The following is a 17,078-nucleotide window of genomic DNA, read 5'->3' as shown; positions in this document are numbered from 1 at the left end:
CCGGTGAGCCAGGCCCTGCCCGTCACCCCCCTGGACAGCGTGACCGCCGCCCTGCGGCGCGCGCTGCCGGTCCTGCCCGTCGTCGCGGTGATCGCGCTGCTCGGGCTGCCGATCGCGCCGAGCGGTGAGGGCGGCGCGAACATCGCGGACGCCGTGTCCGGTCTCGTGGTGGTCTGCTGCGCGATCCATCTCGTACGGACCCGCCGGCGCCCCCTGTCCGCGACCGCCGCCCTGGTTCTCGGTCTCCCCGTGGTCGGCATCTCGGTCGCGGCGGCCGGGGCCGCGGACCCGGGCGTGGGAATCACCGGGCTCACCCGCTATCTCCAGGTCTTCGTACTGGTGCCGGCCGCGGTCCTGCTGCTCGTCCGCGACCGGCGCGACCTCAGGCTGCTGGCCTGGTCGCTCGTCGCGCTGGCGCTGTGGCAGGGGGCGGTCGGAGTACGGCAGTACGTCACCGGGACCGGCGCCTCCTACCAGGGCGAGGACGTCCGGGCGGTCGGCACCTTCGGGCCGACCGACGTGATGGGCATGGCGACGGTGGTCGCGTTCGGGGTGGTGTGCGCGGTGGCGCTGGCCCTGGGAGCCGGTGAGGCGCGGCAGCGCTCCGTCGCCGTGCTGTGCGCGCTCGCCCTGCTGCCGCCGCTCGCCCTGTCGTTCAGCCGGGGCGCGTGGATCGCCACGGCCGTGGCCTGCGGCGCGCAGCTCGTGCTGGCGGGGCTGCGGCGCGCGGTGAAGGCGGTCGCCGCGCTGGCCGCGGCCGGGATGATCCTGGTGGGCGGGCTGGGCCTCGGCAGCGCGATGCTCCAGGAGCGCGTCACCAGCATCACGCAGGTCACCGACGCGCCGGACCAGTCGGTGACCGACCGGTACACGATGTGGGCGGCGGCCACCGACATGTGGCGCGAACACCCGCTGACGGGCGTCGGGCTGAAGGGCTTCCCCGAGTACCGGGACGGTCACGCCTCGCTCGCGCTCTCCTCGGGCAGCGACATCGCGGGCGCGGGCACCGCCTTTCACAAGCAGGCGCTGCTCTCGCCCCACAACATGTATCTCCTCGTGCTCAGCGAGCAGGGTCTCGTCGGACTGCTCGCCCTGGTGGGCAGCTGGCTGGCGCTGCTGGTGTGCGCGCTGCGCGGACTCGTCCGCGTGCGCCGCACGGCACGGGAGGCCCCGGGGCCCGGCCTCACGGCGGCGGGCCGTACCCAGCGCGGCACGGACTGCGCGCTCGTCGCGTGCGGGCTGCTCGTCTGGCAGCTCGTCGACTTCGTGTACGCGGACATCGGCGGCCCCTCCACGGTCCTGACGGCCGTCGTCTTCGGCGTCATCGGCTGGTGGGCCCTGATGGATCCGTCGGCCACGCCCGGCACCGGGGCGGCGGCCCCCGCCGCCGTACGGGAAGAGGCCGCGGCGCGATGACGGTGACGCCGCCCAGGGCGGGGGAAGGCCCGGACACCACCCCGGACTTCGGGACGGGCAGGGCGACGGGCACAGGCGCGCGGACCGGTCCGGGAGCGGGCGCGGAGACCGGCACCGGGACCGGCACGGGGGCGGGGACATGTTCGGGTGCGCGCACCGGTCCGGGAGCGGGTGCGGAGACCGGCACGGGCACGGGGACAGGTGCGAGGGGCGGTATGGGTGTGGGGGGCGTGGGGATGAGCACGGAGACGGGGGCGGGAGCGGGCGTCGGCTCGGGAGCGGGCGCCGCCGCGGGAACCGGAGCCGAGTCGTCCCTCCCGTTGCCACCCGCCCGTGCCTCCGGCCCTCCCGGCGGTCCGCCGCCCGCGTCCGTCGCCGTGAGGACCCCCGGTTCCCGGAAGGGCCGGAAGAAGGCGGACCGGCCCGAAGCCGCCTCCGACCGGTTCCTCGCCAAGGCCGCTTTCGTCACCGTCGCCCTCTCGATCGCCGGAGCCCTGCTGGGCCTCGGCCGGGACCAGGCGCTGGCGCATCTGTTCGGGGCGGGGTCGGACACGGACGCGTTCCTCGTCGCGTGGACGGTGCCGGAGTTCGCGGCCACGCTGCTGATCGAGGACGGGCTGGCCTTCGTGCTGATCCCGGCGTTCAGCATGGCCGTGACGCGGCGTGCCCGGGGGGCCGCCGGTGATCCCGTACGCGCCCTGGTCGCCGCCACCCTGCCCCGGCTGACGTTCGCCTTCGCGGCCTTCGGCGCGCTGCTCGTCGCGGGGGCGCCGTACCTGGTCGAGGCACTCGCGCCCGGCCTGCCCGACCCCCGGCTCGCGGTGGACTGCACCCGGCTGACCGCGACCTGTGTGTTCTCCTTCGGGCTCGCCGGGTACTGCAGCGCGGCCCTGCGGGCGCACCGGCGCTTCGTGGCACCGGCGGCGATCTACATGGCGTACAACACCGCGATCATCGGGGCGATGTTCGTCCTCGGCGCCCGCTGGGGCGTACGGTCGGCGGCCCTCGGTGTCGCGGTCGGCGGCGCGCTCATGGTGCTGGCGCAGGCACCGTCGCTGTGGCGGCAGCTGCGGCGCGGGCGACCGGCGACCGGGACCCCGGACGGTGAGCCGGCCCGCCCGATGGACCTGACCCTCATCGGTACGGTCCTGCTCTTCGCGCTGTGCCGGCAGTCCCAGGTCCTGATCGAGCGCTTCCTCGCCTCCTCGCTGCCCGCCGGGGCCATCTCGCATCTGAACTACGCCCAGAAAGTGGCCCAGATGCCGATGGTGCTCTCGCTGATGCTCTGCACGGTCACCTTCCCGGTGGTCGCGCAGGCCATCGCCGAGGGCGACACAGAGCGGGCCCGCGACCGGGTGGAGCGCGATCTGACACTCGTCGCCTGCACGGTGCTCCTCGGCACGGCCGTGGTCGTGGCGTGCGCCCCGCAGATCATCCAGCTGCTCTTCCAGCGCGGCGCGTTCACCGCCCAGGACACGGCGGCGACGGCGGCGGTCATACGGGTGTACGCCCTCGGACTGCTGGGTCACACCCTGGTCGGCGCGCTCGTGCGCTCGTACTTCTGCTCGGGGCGGCCGACCTGGTACCCGCTGTTCGCGATGACCGCGGGGGTCGTCGCGACCGGCTGGGCCGGGGCCCTGGCCGTCGGCCCGTGGGGAGTCCGCGGGATCGCCGCGGCCAACGCGGCCGGCGTCACCCTCACCGCCGTGCTCCTGCTGTACGGCATGGGTCCGCGCAGTGTGCCGATCCGCACCCGCGCGGTGGTGGCCGAGATCGGCAAACCGCTGCGGGCCGCCCTGACCGCGGCGGTGACCGGTGGTCTGTGCGCGAGCGGCGTGGATTCCCCGCTGCTCGGACTCGTCGTCGGCTGCACGGTCGTGACCTTCGTCTTCGCCCTGCTGGCCTGGGCCTTCCGGGTCGAGGGGTTCGCCTCCGCACTCCGTTCCGTCACACGAAGGGTTCAGAATGCCCGTTTCCGCTGACACCAGCAGACGTACCGGTACGAGCTCCCTCGACGCGCCGCCCTGGGTGGCGATGTACCACTCCGTCGGAGACTGTTCCGACGACCCGTACCGTGTCACGGTCTCCCCGGACCGCCTCGACCAGCAGCTCGGCTGGCTGAGCCGGCGCGGTCTGCGCGGGGTGTGCGTCGCGGACCTGCTGGCGGCCCGCGCCCACGGCCAGGGGCGGGATCTGGTGGGCCTGACCTTCGACGACGGGTACGCCGATTTCATCGAGACCGCGCTCCCCCTCCTGCGGCGCCACGGGTTCGGCGCCACCCTGTTCGTGCTGCCCGGCCGACTCGACGGCGACAACGCCTGGGATCCGCAGGGCCCGCGCAAACCGCTGCTGGGCAAGCAGGGCATCCGGCTCGCCGCCGCCTCCGAGGGCATGGAGGTCGGCTCGCACGGGCTCACCCATGTCGACCTGACGAAGGCCGACGAGGCCGTGCTGCGCGCCGAGGTCGCGGAGAGCAGAGCGGTGCTCTCGGAGCTGATCGGTGCTCACGTCGAGGGCTTCTGCTATCCGTACGGGACCGTCGACCGCCGGGTCGTCGACGCCGTCCGCGAGGCCGGATACGGCTACGGCTGCGGGATCGACCCCGGCCCGCTGACCGGCCCGTACGCCCTCCCCCGTGTGCACATCGGCGAGAACGACACCTCCGTACGCCTGTTCCTGAAGCACCGCCTTCACCGGCTGCGCCGGCGCCCCGTCGAGGCGGTCCGGTGAAGGTGCTGCACATCATCACCGGCCTCGGTGTCGGTGGCGCCGAGCAGCAACTGCGGCTGCTGCTGCGGCACCTGCCCGTCTCCTGCGACGTCGTGACGCTGACCAATCCGGGCGCCGTCGCCGAGGGGCTCGCCGCCGACGGCGTGCGCGTGATCCATCTCGGCATGTCCGGCAACCGCGACCTCGCCGCGCTCCCCCGCCTGGTGAAGGTGATCCGCGAGGGCCGCTACGACCTCGTCCACACCCACCTCTACCGGGCCTGTCTGTACGGCAGGCTCGCCGCCCGGCTGGCCGGGGTGCGGGCGGTCGTGGCCACCGAGCACTCGCTCGGCGACTCGCAGATGGAGGGCCGCCGACTCGGTCCCGGCGTACGCGCCCTGTATCTGGCCGGCGAGCGGCTCGGCCGCTCCACCGTCGCCGTCTCGCCCACGGTCGCCGAACGGCTGCGGCGCTGGGGTGTGCCCGCACCGCGCATCGAGGTCGTGCCGAACGGCGTCGACATCGCCCGTTTCCGCTTCGATCCGGGTCTGCGCGAACGCACCCGCCGCCGGCTCGGGCTCCCCCAGGACGCGTACGTCGTCGGCGGGGTCGGCCGGCTCGCGCCGGGCAAGCGGTTCGACGTCCTGATCAGCGCGCTGGCCGAGCTGCCCGGCGACTGCCGGCTGCTGCTCGTCGGCGGTGGCACGGAGGAGACCGCGCTGCGGCGCGCGGCGCACGACGCCAGGGTCGCGGACCGGGTCCTGTTCGCCGGGGAACGCCCCGCCGACGGCTCTCCCGGCGCCGATCTGCCGTCCCTGCTGGGGGCCATGGACGTCCTCGCCTCGCCCAGTCCCGAGGAGGCGTTCGGGCTGGCCGTCGTGGAGGCGCTGGCGGCCGGACTGCCGGTGCTGTACGTCTCCTGCCCGGCCGTCGAGGACCTTCCGCCCGGGGTGGCGCGCGGCGCCACCCGGGTCGCGGGCGGTGCGGATTCCTTAGCCCGCGCGCTGGCCGGCGTCCGAGCCGGGGGCCCCGCCCCCCGCTCGGCCCCGGAGGCGGCCCACCACTACTGCATCACCCGCAGCGCCGCACAGCTCATGGACGTGTACGCGGCCGCTGTCTCGCGCACCTGACTGGAGTGAGTTCCACATGTCCGAAAACCTCACCAGGGGCCACCGCCCCTCGGGTTCGTCCCTCTCCCGGGCGAGAACCATCCCGGCGTGGTCGCTGCTCGCGGCCACGACCGTGCTCGGCGGCGCGCTCGGCGGCGCGTACGGCGTGGTGAAGCCGCCGGCCTACACGGCCACGAGCTACGTCATCGCCGTTCCGGCGGACAAGGGTGATCCGTCCGCCGCGCTCGGCTTCGCGCAGGCCTACGGCCGGGTCGCCACACAGCTCGCGGTGCTCGGGGACGCGCAGGTGTGGGCCGGTGTGCCGGTGAAGACGCTGGAGGCCGACGTGCGGACGGCGACCTCCCCGGACGCGCCGATGGTCGCCGTCTCCGCGACCTCCTCACGCCCCGAACGGGCCGCCGACATGGCCAACGCGGTCACCCGCTCCCTGATGCAGCACGCCAACGCGAGCCAGAAGAGCACCCACGTCCAGCTCCTGTCGTTCTCCCGCGCGATGAAGCCGACTTCGGCGTCCTCCCCGTCCCCGACGGTGACGGGCCTGGTCGGCGCGAGCGCGGGCGGACTGCTCGGCGGCCTCGTGCTGCTGGTCCGTCCCCGGCGGACCGCCGACACGGCCCGCCCGGCCTCGGTACCGAGCCCGGCCACCGCCGCCGATGTGCACGGCCAGCTGTGAGCGCGACGACACTCCGGGCCGGTGTACGCGGCACCGCTCCGGCCGAACTGGTCACCGAGGAACGGGAGTTCGCCGAACTGGCGAAGGCCTGGGGGCGCCTGTACCGCCGGTGCGGCGCGGCCACCGCGTTCCAGAGCCACGCCTGGCTGCACTCCTGGTGGCTCTCGTACGGCACGCCGGGGCACCTGCGTCTGGTGGTCGTGCGCGAGGGCGGTGAACTGCTCGCGGTCGCGCCGCTGATGCGGGCCCGCCGCCGACTGCCGACGCTCGTGCCGCTCGGCGGGCCGATCTCCGACTACGCGGACGTGCTCCTCGACGACGAGCACGCCGACCGCGCGGCGGCCCTGCTCGCCGAGGGGCTGTCGGCCGCGGCCCGCACCGCGCTGATCGACTTCCGCGAGGTCCGCCCCGGCGGCGCGATGGAGCGGGTCTACGAGCACTGGCGCGGACCGCGCCGCCAGGTCGGGGACTCCCTGTGTCTGGAGCTCCCGGCCACCTCGATGGACGAGCTGGTCGGCCGCCTCCCCTCGTCCAAGGCCCAGCGCGTCCGGGCCAAGCTGCGCAAGCTCACCGCGCTCGGGGTCGAACAACGGGTGGTGGGCCACGACGAGGTGGACGCGGCCCTCGGCCGGCTGCTCGAACTGCACCGGTTGCAGTGGGAGGGCCGGAAGGTGACCTCCGAGCACCTCCACGAACGGTTCTCGGAGCATCTGGTCCGCTCTGTGGGCCCGATGGTGCGGTCCGGGGACGCGGTGGTCACCGAGTTCCGGCTCGACGGCACCGTGATGGCCGTGGACCTCACACTGCTGTCCCAACGCCTGGCGGGCGGCTATCTGTACGGCGCCCATCCGCGGTTGCGCGAACGCAAGGCGGACGTGGCGGTGATGCTGCTCGACGCCTGCTCCCGGCACACCGAGGGCGGCGACCGCTGGACGCTGAGCCTGCTGCGCGGCGACGAACCGTACAAGCACCACTGGCGCCCGAACCCGGTCGTCAACCAACGGCTGCTCCTGGCCCGTCGGCGTACGGCGTTGCTGATGTCGGTGGTGATCTGCGACGTCGCCGCGCGCCGGCGGGGCAAGGAGCTGCTGCGGAGCTGGAAGGAGCGCGGTGGCGGCAGGCCCTGACCGACCCGCCGCCACCCGAGGGTCACCAGCCGCTCGACCACCAGTCGCCGGACCACCACTCGTCCGGCGACCAGTCGAGACGCACGCACGGCTTCCCGCCGATCCAGTACTCCACCCAGTCACCGAGCTCCAGCGGCGCACAGGTGTCCGGGTCCGGCGTCGCGTGCGGCACGGGCTCGCGTGCCGGGGGCGGTGTCGGGGTCGGCGTGGAGACCGGCTCGGACACCGGCGTCTTGACCGGCGTCGGAACCGGCTCGGGCGTCGCGGTCGGCGTGGAGACCGGCTCGGGCGTCGCGGTCGGCGTGGAGACCGGCTCGGGCGTCGGCGTCTTGACCGGCGTCGGAACCGGCTTCGACACCGGCGTCTCGACCGGCGTGGGAACCGGCTCGGGCGTCACAGTCGGCGTGGAGACCGGCTCGGGCGTCGGCGTCTTGACCGGCGTCGGAACCGGCGTCGGGACCGGCTCGGGCGTCGCGGTCGGCGTGGATGCCGGCTCCGGTGTCGACGCAGGTTCCGGCGTCGGGGTCGGCTTCGGCGTGGAGACCGGCTCGGGCGTCGGCGTCTTGACCGGCGTCGGAACCGGCGTCGGGACCGGCTCGGGCGTCGCGGTCGGCGTGGATGCCGGCTCCGGTGTCGACGCAGGTTCCGGCGTCGGGGTCGGCTTCGGCGTGGAGGCGGGCTCGGTCGTCGGTGTCGAAGCCGGTACGGGCGTGGAGGTCGCCGCGGGTGTCGGCACCGACGCCGGATCGGACGTCGGGGTCGAGGTCGGTGCCGGAGCCGTGGGCAGCGGATCGTCGAAGGGGGACAGCGCGGCCCGGTAGGCCTCGGCCGCCGACGGGTTGTCCTGGCACTGCCACACACCGTGCGGGCAGTAGTCGGTGAGCGTGTTGTACAACGGCCTGTGCTCGTCGATCCACGCGAGCATGTCCTTCATGTACGTCACGTTGTCGCCGTTGCGGTAAAGGCCCCACTCCGGATAGGAAATGGACTTGCCGTGGGCCTTGGCGAAATCCACCTGCTCCTGAAGCCCGTACGGCTCCTTCACCTGCTCGTCGAACGAGAGTCCCGACGGCTGGTCGTACGCGTCCATGCCGATGATGTCGACCGTGTCGTCACCGGGATAGCACTCGGTCCAGGGAATGGCGTCCCGGCCGCGGTTCGGGGCGAAATCGAACCGGAACCTCTGTCCCGGCACCGACCGCATGGTGGTGACGATTCCGTTCCAGTACGTCTTCCAGGCCTCCGGGTCGGGACCGCAGCGATGGGTGTACGTGGTGCCGTTCATCTCCCAGCCGAGCACGATGACGGTGTCGGGCACCTTCAGCTCGACGAGCCGCTCGGCGAGCGCGCGGAAATGGTGGTCGAAGGCTCCGGTCTCGGCCTCGCGCAGCGCGCGGCGGACCTGGCCGTCGGAGAGGCCTTCCTCGTTGCGCTCCATCATCGGGACGTTGAGGACGAGCATCCGGTCGTCCTGGCGGCGGCGCCAGTCCGCCCAGGCGTCCAGGAATCCGGGCGCGCCCTCGATGTTGCTCCAGCGGTCGCCGGGCAGATACGTGTGTCCGACCCGCAGTTCGGTGCCGCCGAGCCACCGGCTGAGCTGCTCGATACGGGCGATGCCCTCGGGGCCGAAGTCGAGGTAGGCGCCGAAGGCCGGCAGCCCGGCCGCGCCCTGCCGGGCGGGTTTCACGCCGTCCGTGACGGGCGCCGTGGGTACGGCGGCGGCCGGGCGCGGCGTCCCGGTGGGGGCCGAGGCCGACCCCGCGGCCGGAACGCCACCGCCGGCCGGGGAGTTCAGGGGTGGTTCCGCCGTCGTGGGTGTCGGAGCCGGTGGGTCGCCTACCCGCACCGCCCCGGCGCCCACGGCGTACACCGGACCGGACGCGAGCGCGACCGACGTGACGATGCCGGCCGCGATGAATGCCAGTCTTCCGCTCCGGGGCCGCTGCCGCTGTGGGGCCATGCCTGCTCCTCTCCCTCTTGATCCTCGGATTTCCCTTTCCGATTACTGACACTCAGTCATATGAATGCTTATTCAGCCAACCGGGCTTCCGGTCTCCCGTTTTGATGATCACTCGCACGGGTGACCGCCCGGCACCCCCGCTCTTCTCCATTCCGAAGGAGAAGCCCGTGCGGAATCCCGACAGCCGAGTCCCCGCCGTGCTGCTGCGCATCGACCGGAATCCCTTTCACCACGGAACGCCGGAAGCCGTGCGCTCACTCGGCAGAGGCGGTGTGGAGGTGCACCTGGTCGCGGATTCCGAGGGAAGTCCCGTCCGCAGATCGCGCTTTGTCAGCGAGACGCACCCTCCGCCCCCCACCCGGTTCGTCGCTCGCGGACATCGCCGCGGTGTTGCGCCAAGTGGCCGCCCGGGTTTCCCGGCCCGCCGTACTGGTCCCGTTGGATGACGTGAGCGCCCTCGCGGTGAGCGCTCTGGGCGAGGAGCTCGCCTCCGGGTTCCTGCCGCCGCGCCGGCCCCGCGCCCTCACCGAACGCGTCGCCGGCAAGGCCGAACTGGCGGCCCTCGCGGCCACGGGGTTCAGGGCCCGGCGCGAGCGGCTCGGCCTGCTGGACGACGGGCTGCGCGCGGGTCCGGCGGGTCTGCCGGACGGTTCCCCGGAGGTCGGCCGGGACTTCGAGTCGTCGGTGCCGGGTCTCTTCATGCCGGGTCTGGTCACCGCCTCCGCCTTCGGCCCCCGACCATGCGCTTCGTGCACGGCGCCTGCTTCACGGCGGGCACGCTGGTGCGCGGCGTACGGCGGCGGCTGCGCACGGGGGCGGGCGGCGGGCGGATCCCGGCGCCCGGGGAGGGCCGTCGGCGGGGATCGGACCTGGAGCTCGGCGCCGGCTCTGACGTCGGCCGCGCACCGGGCGGCCCTGCACCGACCGCGCGCCGACCGGGCGCGTGGACCGGCTCCGGGTGCCGGGCGCGAGAACGCGAGCGGCACCCGGAGCGGGGCGTCACGGGCGGGACTGGGCCCGGCTGCGCCGGTACAGCAGGGCGCCGCCCGTCATCAGGGCGACACTGATCGCGGCGTTGGCGAGCACTCCCTCGCCGCCGGTCTCCGCCAGCGTGGGCGGGGTGTACTGACGGGGCACCGGGGGCTGCTCGTGGACCGTCACCGGGGTGTGCACGACGGGCGTCTTCGGCGGCTGCGGAACCGTCCGCGGGGGCGTCGCCGGCGGCGTCCAGTGGTGCGGGGTCGTCGCGTGGTGGTGGGCGCACGAGTTGCCGGACACGGGGTTCGCGATGCCGATCACGTCCAGCGTGTTGCCGCAGAGCTCGACCGGGAGGTCCACGGGGGCAGCCACCTGGTTGCCCGAGAGGACACCGGGCGATCCGTGCGTCTCGCCGTACGACGAGGCGCCGCTCCAACCGCCGTGGTGGGCACCCGAGTCACCGTACCCCGGGCTCATGCGACCGGAGTGACCGTGCCGGGAATCGCCGTAGCTCGAGTCGCCGTAGCCACCCTGCTCACCGCCGTGCCCGGCACGGTGACCACCGGCGTGGCCGCCGGGGCCCTGCGCGTGGTCGGTACCACCGTGACCGGCGCCGCGTCCCGGGTGGTACGCGGAGTCGGCGCCGTGCTGCGCGGGGTGGTGCGGCGCCGCGTGCCTGCCCTGCGAAACCGGGCCGTTGGCACAGGAGTTGCCGAACGCCGGGTTGAGGGCGGCGATGACGTCGACCGTGTTGCCGCAGATGTTCAGCGGCACGTTCACCGGAACCTGGACGTTGTTTCCCGACGCCACGCCGGGTGAGTCCGAAGCGGTCGCGGTCGTGTTCGAGTCCGCCAAGGCCGGACTGGCGTACAGGGACATGATGCCTGTCGCAGCCGCGGCCAGGACCACTCCCCTACTCAGGTTCTGTCGCACTCTTGTTGTCTTCCTGCTGGGAGAAGTGAGGAAGCCGACCTTGGGGTCCGCGAGGCGGTCCAAAGCCGGCCTTGGCACAGCCGGAGGCGGCTGAAGTGCCGAAACGTCAGTAGTTGGCGCAGAAGTTGCCGATCGTCGGGTTCAGCAGGGCGATCACGTTGACCGAGTTGCCGCACGCGTTGACAGGGATGTGGATCGGGACCTGGATCACGTTGCCCGAGAGGACGCCGGGAGAGTTGGCCGCGAGGCCCTCGGCGCCCGAGTCCGCGAAGGCGGGGGCAGCCATGCCCAGAGCCATGATCGCGCCGACGACGACGGGAGTGCTCTTCCTGAGCTTCACGTGCTTTCCCTTCTCTGCGGTCATGCCCCTTTGTCGGCCGAAACCGAGCGAGCACACCTGGGCGGCTCGCATCATGACCTGCGGGCTGTAAACGAGGGACGGACCACCGAGGAAACTGCGGAACGTGAGCCCGTGGGGAATTCACTCGAATCGCCCTGCCCGGAATGGACACGGAAGCTTCACAGCAGAGGAAACGCTCCTCCCCAAGGAGAAGCGTTTCCCCCGGAGCGGGAATGCCAACACGACAGAAACGGAATTCATATATACGACGGGAAGGCGCGTCGGGGCCCGAGCGGAGGTCAGCTGCCGACGGCACCGTTGCCCGACAGCTGATCACCTCGGCACCACGGACAGCGGGCCCCGGTCGCAGGGTTCTTACCGCCGAGTGAACTTACCCGTGCGTAACGGATATTCAATGGGCCGCACACGATTCGTCGGGTCGCGCTACCGGGCGCAGTCGTCGGCGCAGATGTCCAGTCCGTCGGCCTGCCCGATCGCGGTGGCGAGTGCCGCGACGTCCTTGTCCTCGGTCACGTTCGCCAGGGAGCGGGCCCGCGAGGCGAGTTCTCCGAGGGACGGGACACCGGGCAGGGAGCTCCAGCGGGCGTCGCCCGCGCGCAGGTCGTCGGCGAAGTAGGCGGCCACGGCGGTGACCTGGAAGGAGTAGGGCGAGGTCCAGACGCCGTCGCGCAGGTCGCCGGTCTCCAGGCTGCCGGACTCCTCGTGCGGGGCGCGGGAGCCGGGGTCGAGCCAGCGGACGGTAGCGGTGGCCAGATGCCCGGAGGCGCCGGGGCGGGTGCGGACGGCGTAGAGGGCGGTGACCGTGTGGCCGGGGCCCACCTCGCCGCCGTCCACCCGGTCGTCGCGGAAGTCCTCGTCGGCGACCTTCCGGTCGTCGTAGCCGATCAGCCGGAACCGCTCGACCGTCTCGGGGTCGAAGGCGACCTGCGCCTTGGCGTCGCGTGCCGTGAGGTCGATGTTCTGCGGAAGCCGGTCGCAGAAGACGGTGAGGGCGTCGTCGCGGTCGGAGACGTACGTCGTGTGGCCGTCGCCCTTGTCGGCGAGGCGTTCCATGAGGGCGTCGCCGTAGTCGCTGCCGACACCCACGCCGAAGAGCGTGATGCCGTGTTCGCGGCGGGCCGAGGAGATCCGTTCGAGGATGTCGTCCGCGTCCGTGTCGCCGGTGTTGGCGAGGGCGTCGGAGATCAGGACGACCCGGTTGGTGGCCCCCTCGCGCAGCCCGTCGACGGCCGTCGCGTACCCGGTCCGCACGCCCGCGCCGAGGTTGGTCGAGTCGGTCGGCTCCAGACTGCCGATCGCCCGGTGGACGCGGGCGCGGTGGCCGCCGAGCCGGGTCATCGGCAGCACCGTCTCGGCTTCGTCGCTGAAGGTGACCAGGGCGACCGAGTCGTCGTCGCGCAGCCGGTCCGTCATCACGTCGAGGGATTCCCGGGCCAGGTCGAGGCGGCCCGGCTCCGCCATGGAACCCGAGATGTCGATGACGAAGGTGAGGGCGGCGGGCGGGCGTTCGCGCTCGCTGTCGGCGGGCCTGGTGGCGAGCCCGACCCGGACGAGGGACCAGCGTCCGTCGTCGGTGCGGGCTCCGTCGACGGACAACGAGAAGCCGTTGCCGTCGGGGCGTTCGTAGTCCTGGCGGAAGCTGTTGACGAACTCCTCGGGGCGGACCGTCGAGGGGTCGGGGGCTCGGCCGTCCGCGAGGGTGCGGCGGGCGTAGCCGTACGACGCGGTGTCGACGTCGAGGGCGAACGTGGAGAGGTAGTCGGGCGACGGCTGGACGTCAGGGGCGTCCGACTGCTCGCCCTCGGCGTCGCGCTCGGCCGCGCCGCCGGTCGGCTGCGCGGGGCCCGGCAGCGGGAGGTTGTTGCGGCCGCCGGACTTGTCCGAGCCGTCCGAGGAGTTGCCGCCGCCCGCGCCGCATCCGGTGAGCAGCAGTGCGCCCGCCAGGGGCAGGGCGAGCAGTGTGCCGGCCAGCCTTCGACGGCTCGCCCTCCGTGCGCCGCTGTGTGGGCGGCCCGCGGCGGCCGCCGTCCGTGTGTGCTTGATCCCCATCTGTGCCCCCTCGGCGTACGGCCCTTGTGTGGGCCGACCTGTGTGACTGTGACGGCCGAGGGGGCCGGGACGAGCGCTCGGATGGGTTGCGGAAGGATCTCGAAGCGGCCACGACGGCGGGCCGCCGAGACCGGTAGGTGATCTTCCGGAGAGCTACGACACGATGTCCTTGCGCCGGAAGCCGCGGAAGGCCAGGGCGAACAGGACGAGGGCGTACGTCACGGAGATCGCCGCGCCCTGGATCATGCCTCCCCACTCCGGTGTCGGCTGGATGGCGTCGGCCCAGGCGAACTGCCAGTGGGCGGGCAGGAAGTCGCGCCAGTGGCCGAGTGCGGTGACCGCGTCCAGGACGTTGCCCACGATGGTCAGGCCGACCGCGCCGCCGACCGCGCCGAGCGGGGCGTCCGTCTTCGTCGACAGCCAGAACGCGAGCCCGGCGGTCACCAGTTGGGACACGAAGATGTACGCGATCACCGCGAACAGCCGCTGGGCGGCGGTGCCCGCGGAGAGCGCGCCGCCGGTGGGGATCTCCAGCGGGCCCCAGCCGTAGGCGGCGGTGCCCACGGCCAGCGCGACGACCGGCAGCAGGACCATCGCCGCGAGGCTGAGCCCGAGGGCGACGGTGAGCTTGGACCACAGCAGCCGGGCTCTGGGCACGGGCGCCGCCAGCAGGTAGCGCAGGGAGGACCAGCTCGCCTCGGAGGCGACGGTGTCCCCGCAGAACAGCGCGACCGGGATCACCAGGAGGAAGCCCGCCGAGACGAACAGGTTCACCGCGGCGAAGTTCGCGCCGGAGGCCGTGGCGGTGTCCAGCAGGGTGATCCGGCCGTTCCGCGCGCCCGGCCGGCCGCCGATGGCGAAGGCGACGAGCAGGACGAGGGGCAGGGCCGCGAGGACCGACCCCATCACCAGGGTGCGGCGGCGCTTGAGCTGGCGGACGAGCTCGACGCGCAGCGGCAGGGTGCGGCTCGCCCGGTACCCGTCCGCGGTCTCGGTCCGCTCGAGGAGCGTGCTCATGCGGAGCCTCCGATCAGGGTGAGGAACGCGTCTTCCAGACGGCGGTGGGGTCCCACCGACGCCACCGGTACTTCGAGGCGTACGAGTTCCACGACCAGGCGTTGTGCGCTGCCGCCGGTGTCGAGGCGGATCAGCAGTCCGTCCTCGGTCGCGACGGCCGAGAGGACGCCCGGCAGTGCGCCGACCTTCTCCACGACCGGCGCGTCGACGGGTGTCCCCGTGCCGACGAGCAGGGTGTCGCCGGAGCCGATGATCTCGGACACCGGGCCGGCCTGGACGAGCCGGCCGCGGTCCATGACCACGATGTGGGTGCAGGACTGCTCGACCTCGGCGAGGAGATGGCTGGAGACGATGACCGTGCGGCCCGCGGCGGCGTAGCGGATCATCACCTGGCGCATCTCGCGGATCTGCGGCGGGTCGAGGCCGTTGGTGGGTTCGTCCAGGATCAGCAGGTCCGGGAGGCCGAGCATGGCCTGGGCGATGGCGAGGCGCTGGCGCATGCCCTGGGAGTAGGTGCGCACCGCGCGGGCGAGGGCGTCGCCGAGTCCGGCGATCTCCAGGGCCTCTTCCAGGTGGGCGTCCTCGCGGGGACGGCCGGTGGCCTGCCAGTACAGCTCCAGGTTCTCGCGGCCGGTCAGGTGCGGGAGGAAGCCCGCGCCCTCGACGAACGCTCCGACCCGGGAGAGGACCGGCGCGCCGGGGCGGATCGCGTGCCCGAAGACGTGGATCTCGCCGTCGTCGGGCTTGATGAGGCCCATGAGCATGCGCAGGGTGGTGGTCTTGCCCGCGCCGTTCGGCCCGAGCAGGCCGAGGACCTGGCCCTTCTCCACGCGGAACGACAGGTCCCGTACGGCGTACCGGTCGGCGGACTTGGCGTAGCGCTTGCTCAGGCCGGTGATCTGGAGCGGGACTTCGGCCAGTCCGGGGTCGGGTGCCGGGGCGCTCGTACGGCGGCGGCCGGTCACCAGCAGGGCCAGGGCGGCGAGCGCGCCGGCGAGCGGCAGCCACCACACCCAGGAGGGCAGCGGCGCCGCGGCGGTCCTCACCGCGGGGGCCGTCGGCACCTGGAGGGCGCTCTTGAGGGACACCGTGTACGTGGCGGGGGCCGCCGGGGAGGCGTAGCCGAGGTCGGTCGAGGCGAGGACCAGGCGCAGCCGGTGGCCCTTGCGGACCGCGTGGTCGACGGCGGGAAGGGTCAGGGACACGTCCTTGCCGTTCCTCGCCCCCTCGACGCGGACCGGGGTGACGAGCTGGGAGGGCAGTACCTGCTGGGTGCCGCCGGGACCGACGTCGTACACCTTGCCGAAGAGGACCGCGTCGTCGGTGCTCGACCCGACGTGCACGGTGACGGTCGGCGAGCCGGTGATCCTCAGGTCGTCCCGGAAGGGAGCGGACTCGAAGCGGGCGTACTGGCCGGGGAAGTCCAGTGAGACCCCGAGGCCGAGGGTGGAGAGCTGGGCGAGGCCGCCGGAGCCGCCGAGTCCCGGCAGGGCCGAGATGGCGGGGGGACTGGCGCCCGCCGGGTTCTGGAAGCGCTGTTCACGGCCGGTCAGCCCGATCGTGCGGCGGCCGCTGTCCAGTCCGGGGTAGGTGTCCGAGCTCGCGCCGCGCAGCAGGGCGGCGCCGTCGGTGGAGTCGACGCCTCCGGTGCGGGTGACGCGGAAGGCGGGGCCGGTGCCGGCGCCCTTGTCGTCCTTCAGGTAGCGGTCGAACCAGGAGACGACGCGGGAGGTGACGCGGTCCGTCTCCATCTCGCCGCCGTCGTGTCCGCCCGCGATCCAGTCGACGTCGACGGGAGCGCCGTTGGCCTTGACCGCCCTGGCCATCGCGTCGGCCTGGCCGAGCGTGAAGAGGGAGTCGGACTGGCCCTGGGTGATGAGGGTGGGGACCTTGATGCGGTCGCCGACGGCGGAGGGGCTGCGCTCCTGGAGCAGCTTCGTCGCCGCCGCGTCCGGCTTCCCGGACTCCGCGACCCGGTCGTACATCGCGCACAGCTCGGGCTCGAAGCGGGCGCAGCCGCCGCCGGAGTTGATGAAGATGCCCGCCCAGAGCTTCTTGAACACGCCGTTCGGGAACAGGGCGTCCGCGAGGTTCCAGTACGTGATCGACGGGGCGATGGCGTCCACGCGCGGGTCGTTCGCGGCGGCCAGCAGGGAGATCGCCCCGCCGTACGAGGCTCCCGCCACGCCCACGCGCGGGTCCCCGCTCCCGTCGAGCCGGACCTCGGGACGCCGGGCGAGCCAGTCGAGGAGCCGGGAGACGTCGGCGACCTCGGCCTTGGGGTCGTTCAGTCCGATCTTTCCGGTGGACCTGCCGAAGCCGCGGGCCGACCAGGTCAGGACCGCGTATCCGTCGCGGGCGAGTTTCTCCGCCTCGTCGCGTACGTCCGCCTTGCTGCCGCCGAAGCCGTGCGCGAGGAGGACGGCGGGGCGGCGGGGCGAGGACGGTCCCGCGGTGAAGTACGAGGTGTCGAGCCGTACTCCGCCGTCCACGGCCATGACGCGGTCGGAGCGGTGGACGGCGGGCGCGCCGTCGGAGGCGACGGCCGTCCAGGTGCCCGCGCCGGCGAGCACCACGAGGGCAGCGGCGGCGGCCGCCCATCGCCCGCGGGCTCGCGCCGTCGTGCGGCCGGAGAGTTGTCCCCGGCGCGGCCCGCGCGGCCGGGGCAGTCGAAGATCCATGGCTCAACGGTACGGGCGCGCGCCGGCGGCAGGGACAGCCGCCG

Annotated in this window: 11 protein-coding genes and 2 pseudogenes; 7 read left to right on the top strand and 6 right to left on the bottom strand. The window is 73.3% G+C overall.

Annotation, left to right across the window (positions count from 1 at the left end; translation table 11 throughout):
* Positions 1-3: 3 nt before the first annotated feature.
* The 6 genes from OG780_RS26800 to OG780_RS26775 all read left to right on the top strand — a co-directional run bounded on the left by OG780_RS26800 (position 4) and on the right by OG780_RS26775 (position 7,055).
* Positions 4-1,416, top strand: coding sequence for an O-antigen ligase family protein (locus OG780_RS26800; RefSeq protein ID WP_443062212.1), 1,413 nt, complete (start codon positions 4-6; stop codon positions 1,414-1,416).
* 236 nt (positions 1,417-1,652) lie between these two features.
* A complete protein-coding gene (murJ, locus tag OG780_RS26795) occupies positions 1,653-3,398 on the top strand; it encodes a murein biosynthesis integral membrane protein MurJ (RefSeq protein WP_328452305.1) in 1,746 nt (581 codons plus the stop codon).
* Positions 3,382-4,146: a polysaccharide deacetylase family protein gene (locus tag OG780_RS26790; RefSeq protein WP_328452303.1), complete on the top strand. Its 765-nt coding sequence runs from the start codon at positions 3,382-3,384 to the stop codon at positions 4,144-4,146. Before murJ ends, OG780_RS26790 begins: the two co-directional genes overlap by 17 nt.
* Positions 4,143-5,255, top strand: coding sequence for a glycosyltransferase (locus OG780_RS26785; RefSeq protein ID WP_328452301.1), 1,113 nt, complete (start codon positions 4,143-4,145; stop codon positions 5,253-5,255). The genes OG780_RS26790 and OG780_RS26785 overlap by 4 nt, the downstream gene beginning before the upstream one ends.
* Positions 5,256-5,271: 16 nt before the next feature.
* Positions 5,272-5,928 carry a lipopolysaccharide biosynthesis protein gene (locus OG780_RS26780; RefSeq protein WP_328452299.1) on the top strand — a complete coding sequence of 219 codons (657 nt, stop codon included), beginning with the start codon at positions 5,272-5,274 and terminating at the stop codon, positions 5,926-5,928.
* Positions 5,925-7,055, top strand: a complete 1,131-nt coding sequence (locus OG780_RS26775; protein WP_328452297.1) for a GNAT family N-acetyltransferase — start codon at positions 5,925-5,927, stop codon at positions 7,053-7,055. Before OG780_RS26780 ends, OG780_RS26775 begins: the two co-directional genes overlap by 4 nt.
* 646 nt (positions 7,056-7,701) lie before the next feature.
* On the opposite strand, the pseudogene OG780_RS26770 reads toward OG780_RS26775, so the two are convergent.
* Positions 7,702-9,015 (bottom strand): annotated as a pseudogene (locus OG780_RS26770) (glycosyl hydrolase); the annotation flags it as partial.
* Between the two features lie 104 nt (positions 9,016-9,119).
* Between OG780_RS26770 and OG780_RS26765 the strand changes: the two are divergent.
* Positions 9,120-9,585: pseudogene (locus OG780_RS26765) on the top strand (hypothetical protein); the annotation flags it as partial.
* A 429-nt stretch (positions 9,586-10,014) separates the two neighbouring features.
* Here OG780_RS26765 and OG780_RS26755 read toward each other — a convergent pair.
* The 5 genes from OG780_RS26755 to OG780_RS26735 form a co-directional block, all read right to left on the bottom strand.
* Positions 10,015-10,872, bottom strand: a complete 858-nt coding sequence (locus OG780_RS26755; protein WP_328452295.1) for a chaplin — start codon at positions 10,870-10,872, stop codon at positions 10,015-10,017.
* Positions 10,873-11,032: 160 nt separating this feature from the next.
* Positions 11,033-11,290, bottom strand: coding sequence for a chaplin (locus OG780_RS26750; RefSeq protein ID WP_328452293.1), 258 nt, complete (start codon positions 11,288-11,290; stop codon positions 11,033-11,035).
* A 420-nt stretch (positions 11,291-11,710) separates the two neighbouring features.
* A complete protein-coding gene (locus tag OG780_RS26745; RefSeq protein ID WP_328452291.1) occupies positions 11,711-13,336 on the bottom strand; it encodes a vWA domain-containing protein in 1,626 nt (541 codons plus the stop codon).
* Positions 13,337-13,489: 153 nt separating this feature from the next.
* Positions 13,490-14,353 carry an ABC transporter permease gene (locus OG780_RS26740; RefSeq protein WP_328452289.1) on the bottom strand — a complete coding sequence of 288 codons (864 nt, stop codon included), beginning with the start codon at positions 14,351-14,353 and terminating at the stop codon, positions 13,490-13,492.
* The gene (locus OG780_RS26735; RefSeq protein ID WP_328452287.1) at positions 14,350-17,034 is read right to left on the bottom strand and encodes an alpha/beta fold hydrolase; all 2,685 of its coding nucleotides are present in this window, start codon (positions 17,032-17,034) and stop codon (positions 14,350-14,352) included. The genes OG780_RS26740 and OG780_RS26735 overlap by 4 nt, the downstream gene beginning before the upstream one ends.
* Positions 17,035-17,078: the final 44 nt, after the last annotated feature.

Origin of the sequence: Streptomyces sp. NBC_00386 (genome assembly GCF_036063235.1) — a bacterium.
Lineage (GTDB): Bacteria > Actinomycetota > Actinomycetes > Streptomycetales > Streptomycetaceae > Streptomyces.
Note: the sequence above shows the minus strand (reverse complement) of the source record. Positions and strands in the feature narration are given on the sequence as shown.

What these genes read in the sequence shown, in the direction of transcription:
- murJ (WP_328452305.1), top strand. Translation starts at nt 1,653, where the DNA reads ATGAGCACGGAGACGGGGGCGGGAGCGGGCGTCGGCTCGGGAGCGGGC.
- OG780_RS26790 (WP_328452303.1), top strand. Translation starts at nt 3,382, where the DNA reads ATGCCCGTTTCCGCTGACACCAGCAGACGTACCGGTACGAGCTCCCTC.
- OG780_RS26780 (WP_328452299.1), top strand. Translation starts at nt 5,272, where the DNA reads ATGTCCGAAAACCTCACCAGGGGCCACCGCCCCTCGGGTTCGTCCCTC.
- OG780_RS26755 (WP_328452295.1), bottom strand. Translation starts at nt 10,872, where the DNA reads ATGTCCCTGTACGCCAGTCCGGCCTTGGCGGACTCGAACACGACCGCG.
- OG780_RS26750 (WP_328452293.1), bottom strand. Translation starts at nt 11,290, where the DNA reads ATGACCGCAGAGAAGGGAAAGCACGTGAAGCTCAGGAAGAGCACTCCC.
- OG780_RS26745 (WP_328452291.1), bottom strand. Translation starts at nt 13,336, where the DNA reads ATGGGGATCAAGCACACACGGACGGCGGCCGCCGCGGGCCGCCCACAC.
- OG780_RS26740 (WP_328452289.1), bottom strand. Translation starts at nt 14,353, where the DNA reads ATGAGCACGCTCCTCGAGCGGACCGAGACCGCGGACGGGTACCGGGCG.
- OG780_RS26735 (WP_328452287.1), bottom strand. Translation starts at nt 17,034, where the DNA reads ATGGATCTTCGACTGCCCCGGCCGCGCGGGCCGCGCCGGGGACAACTC.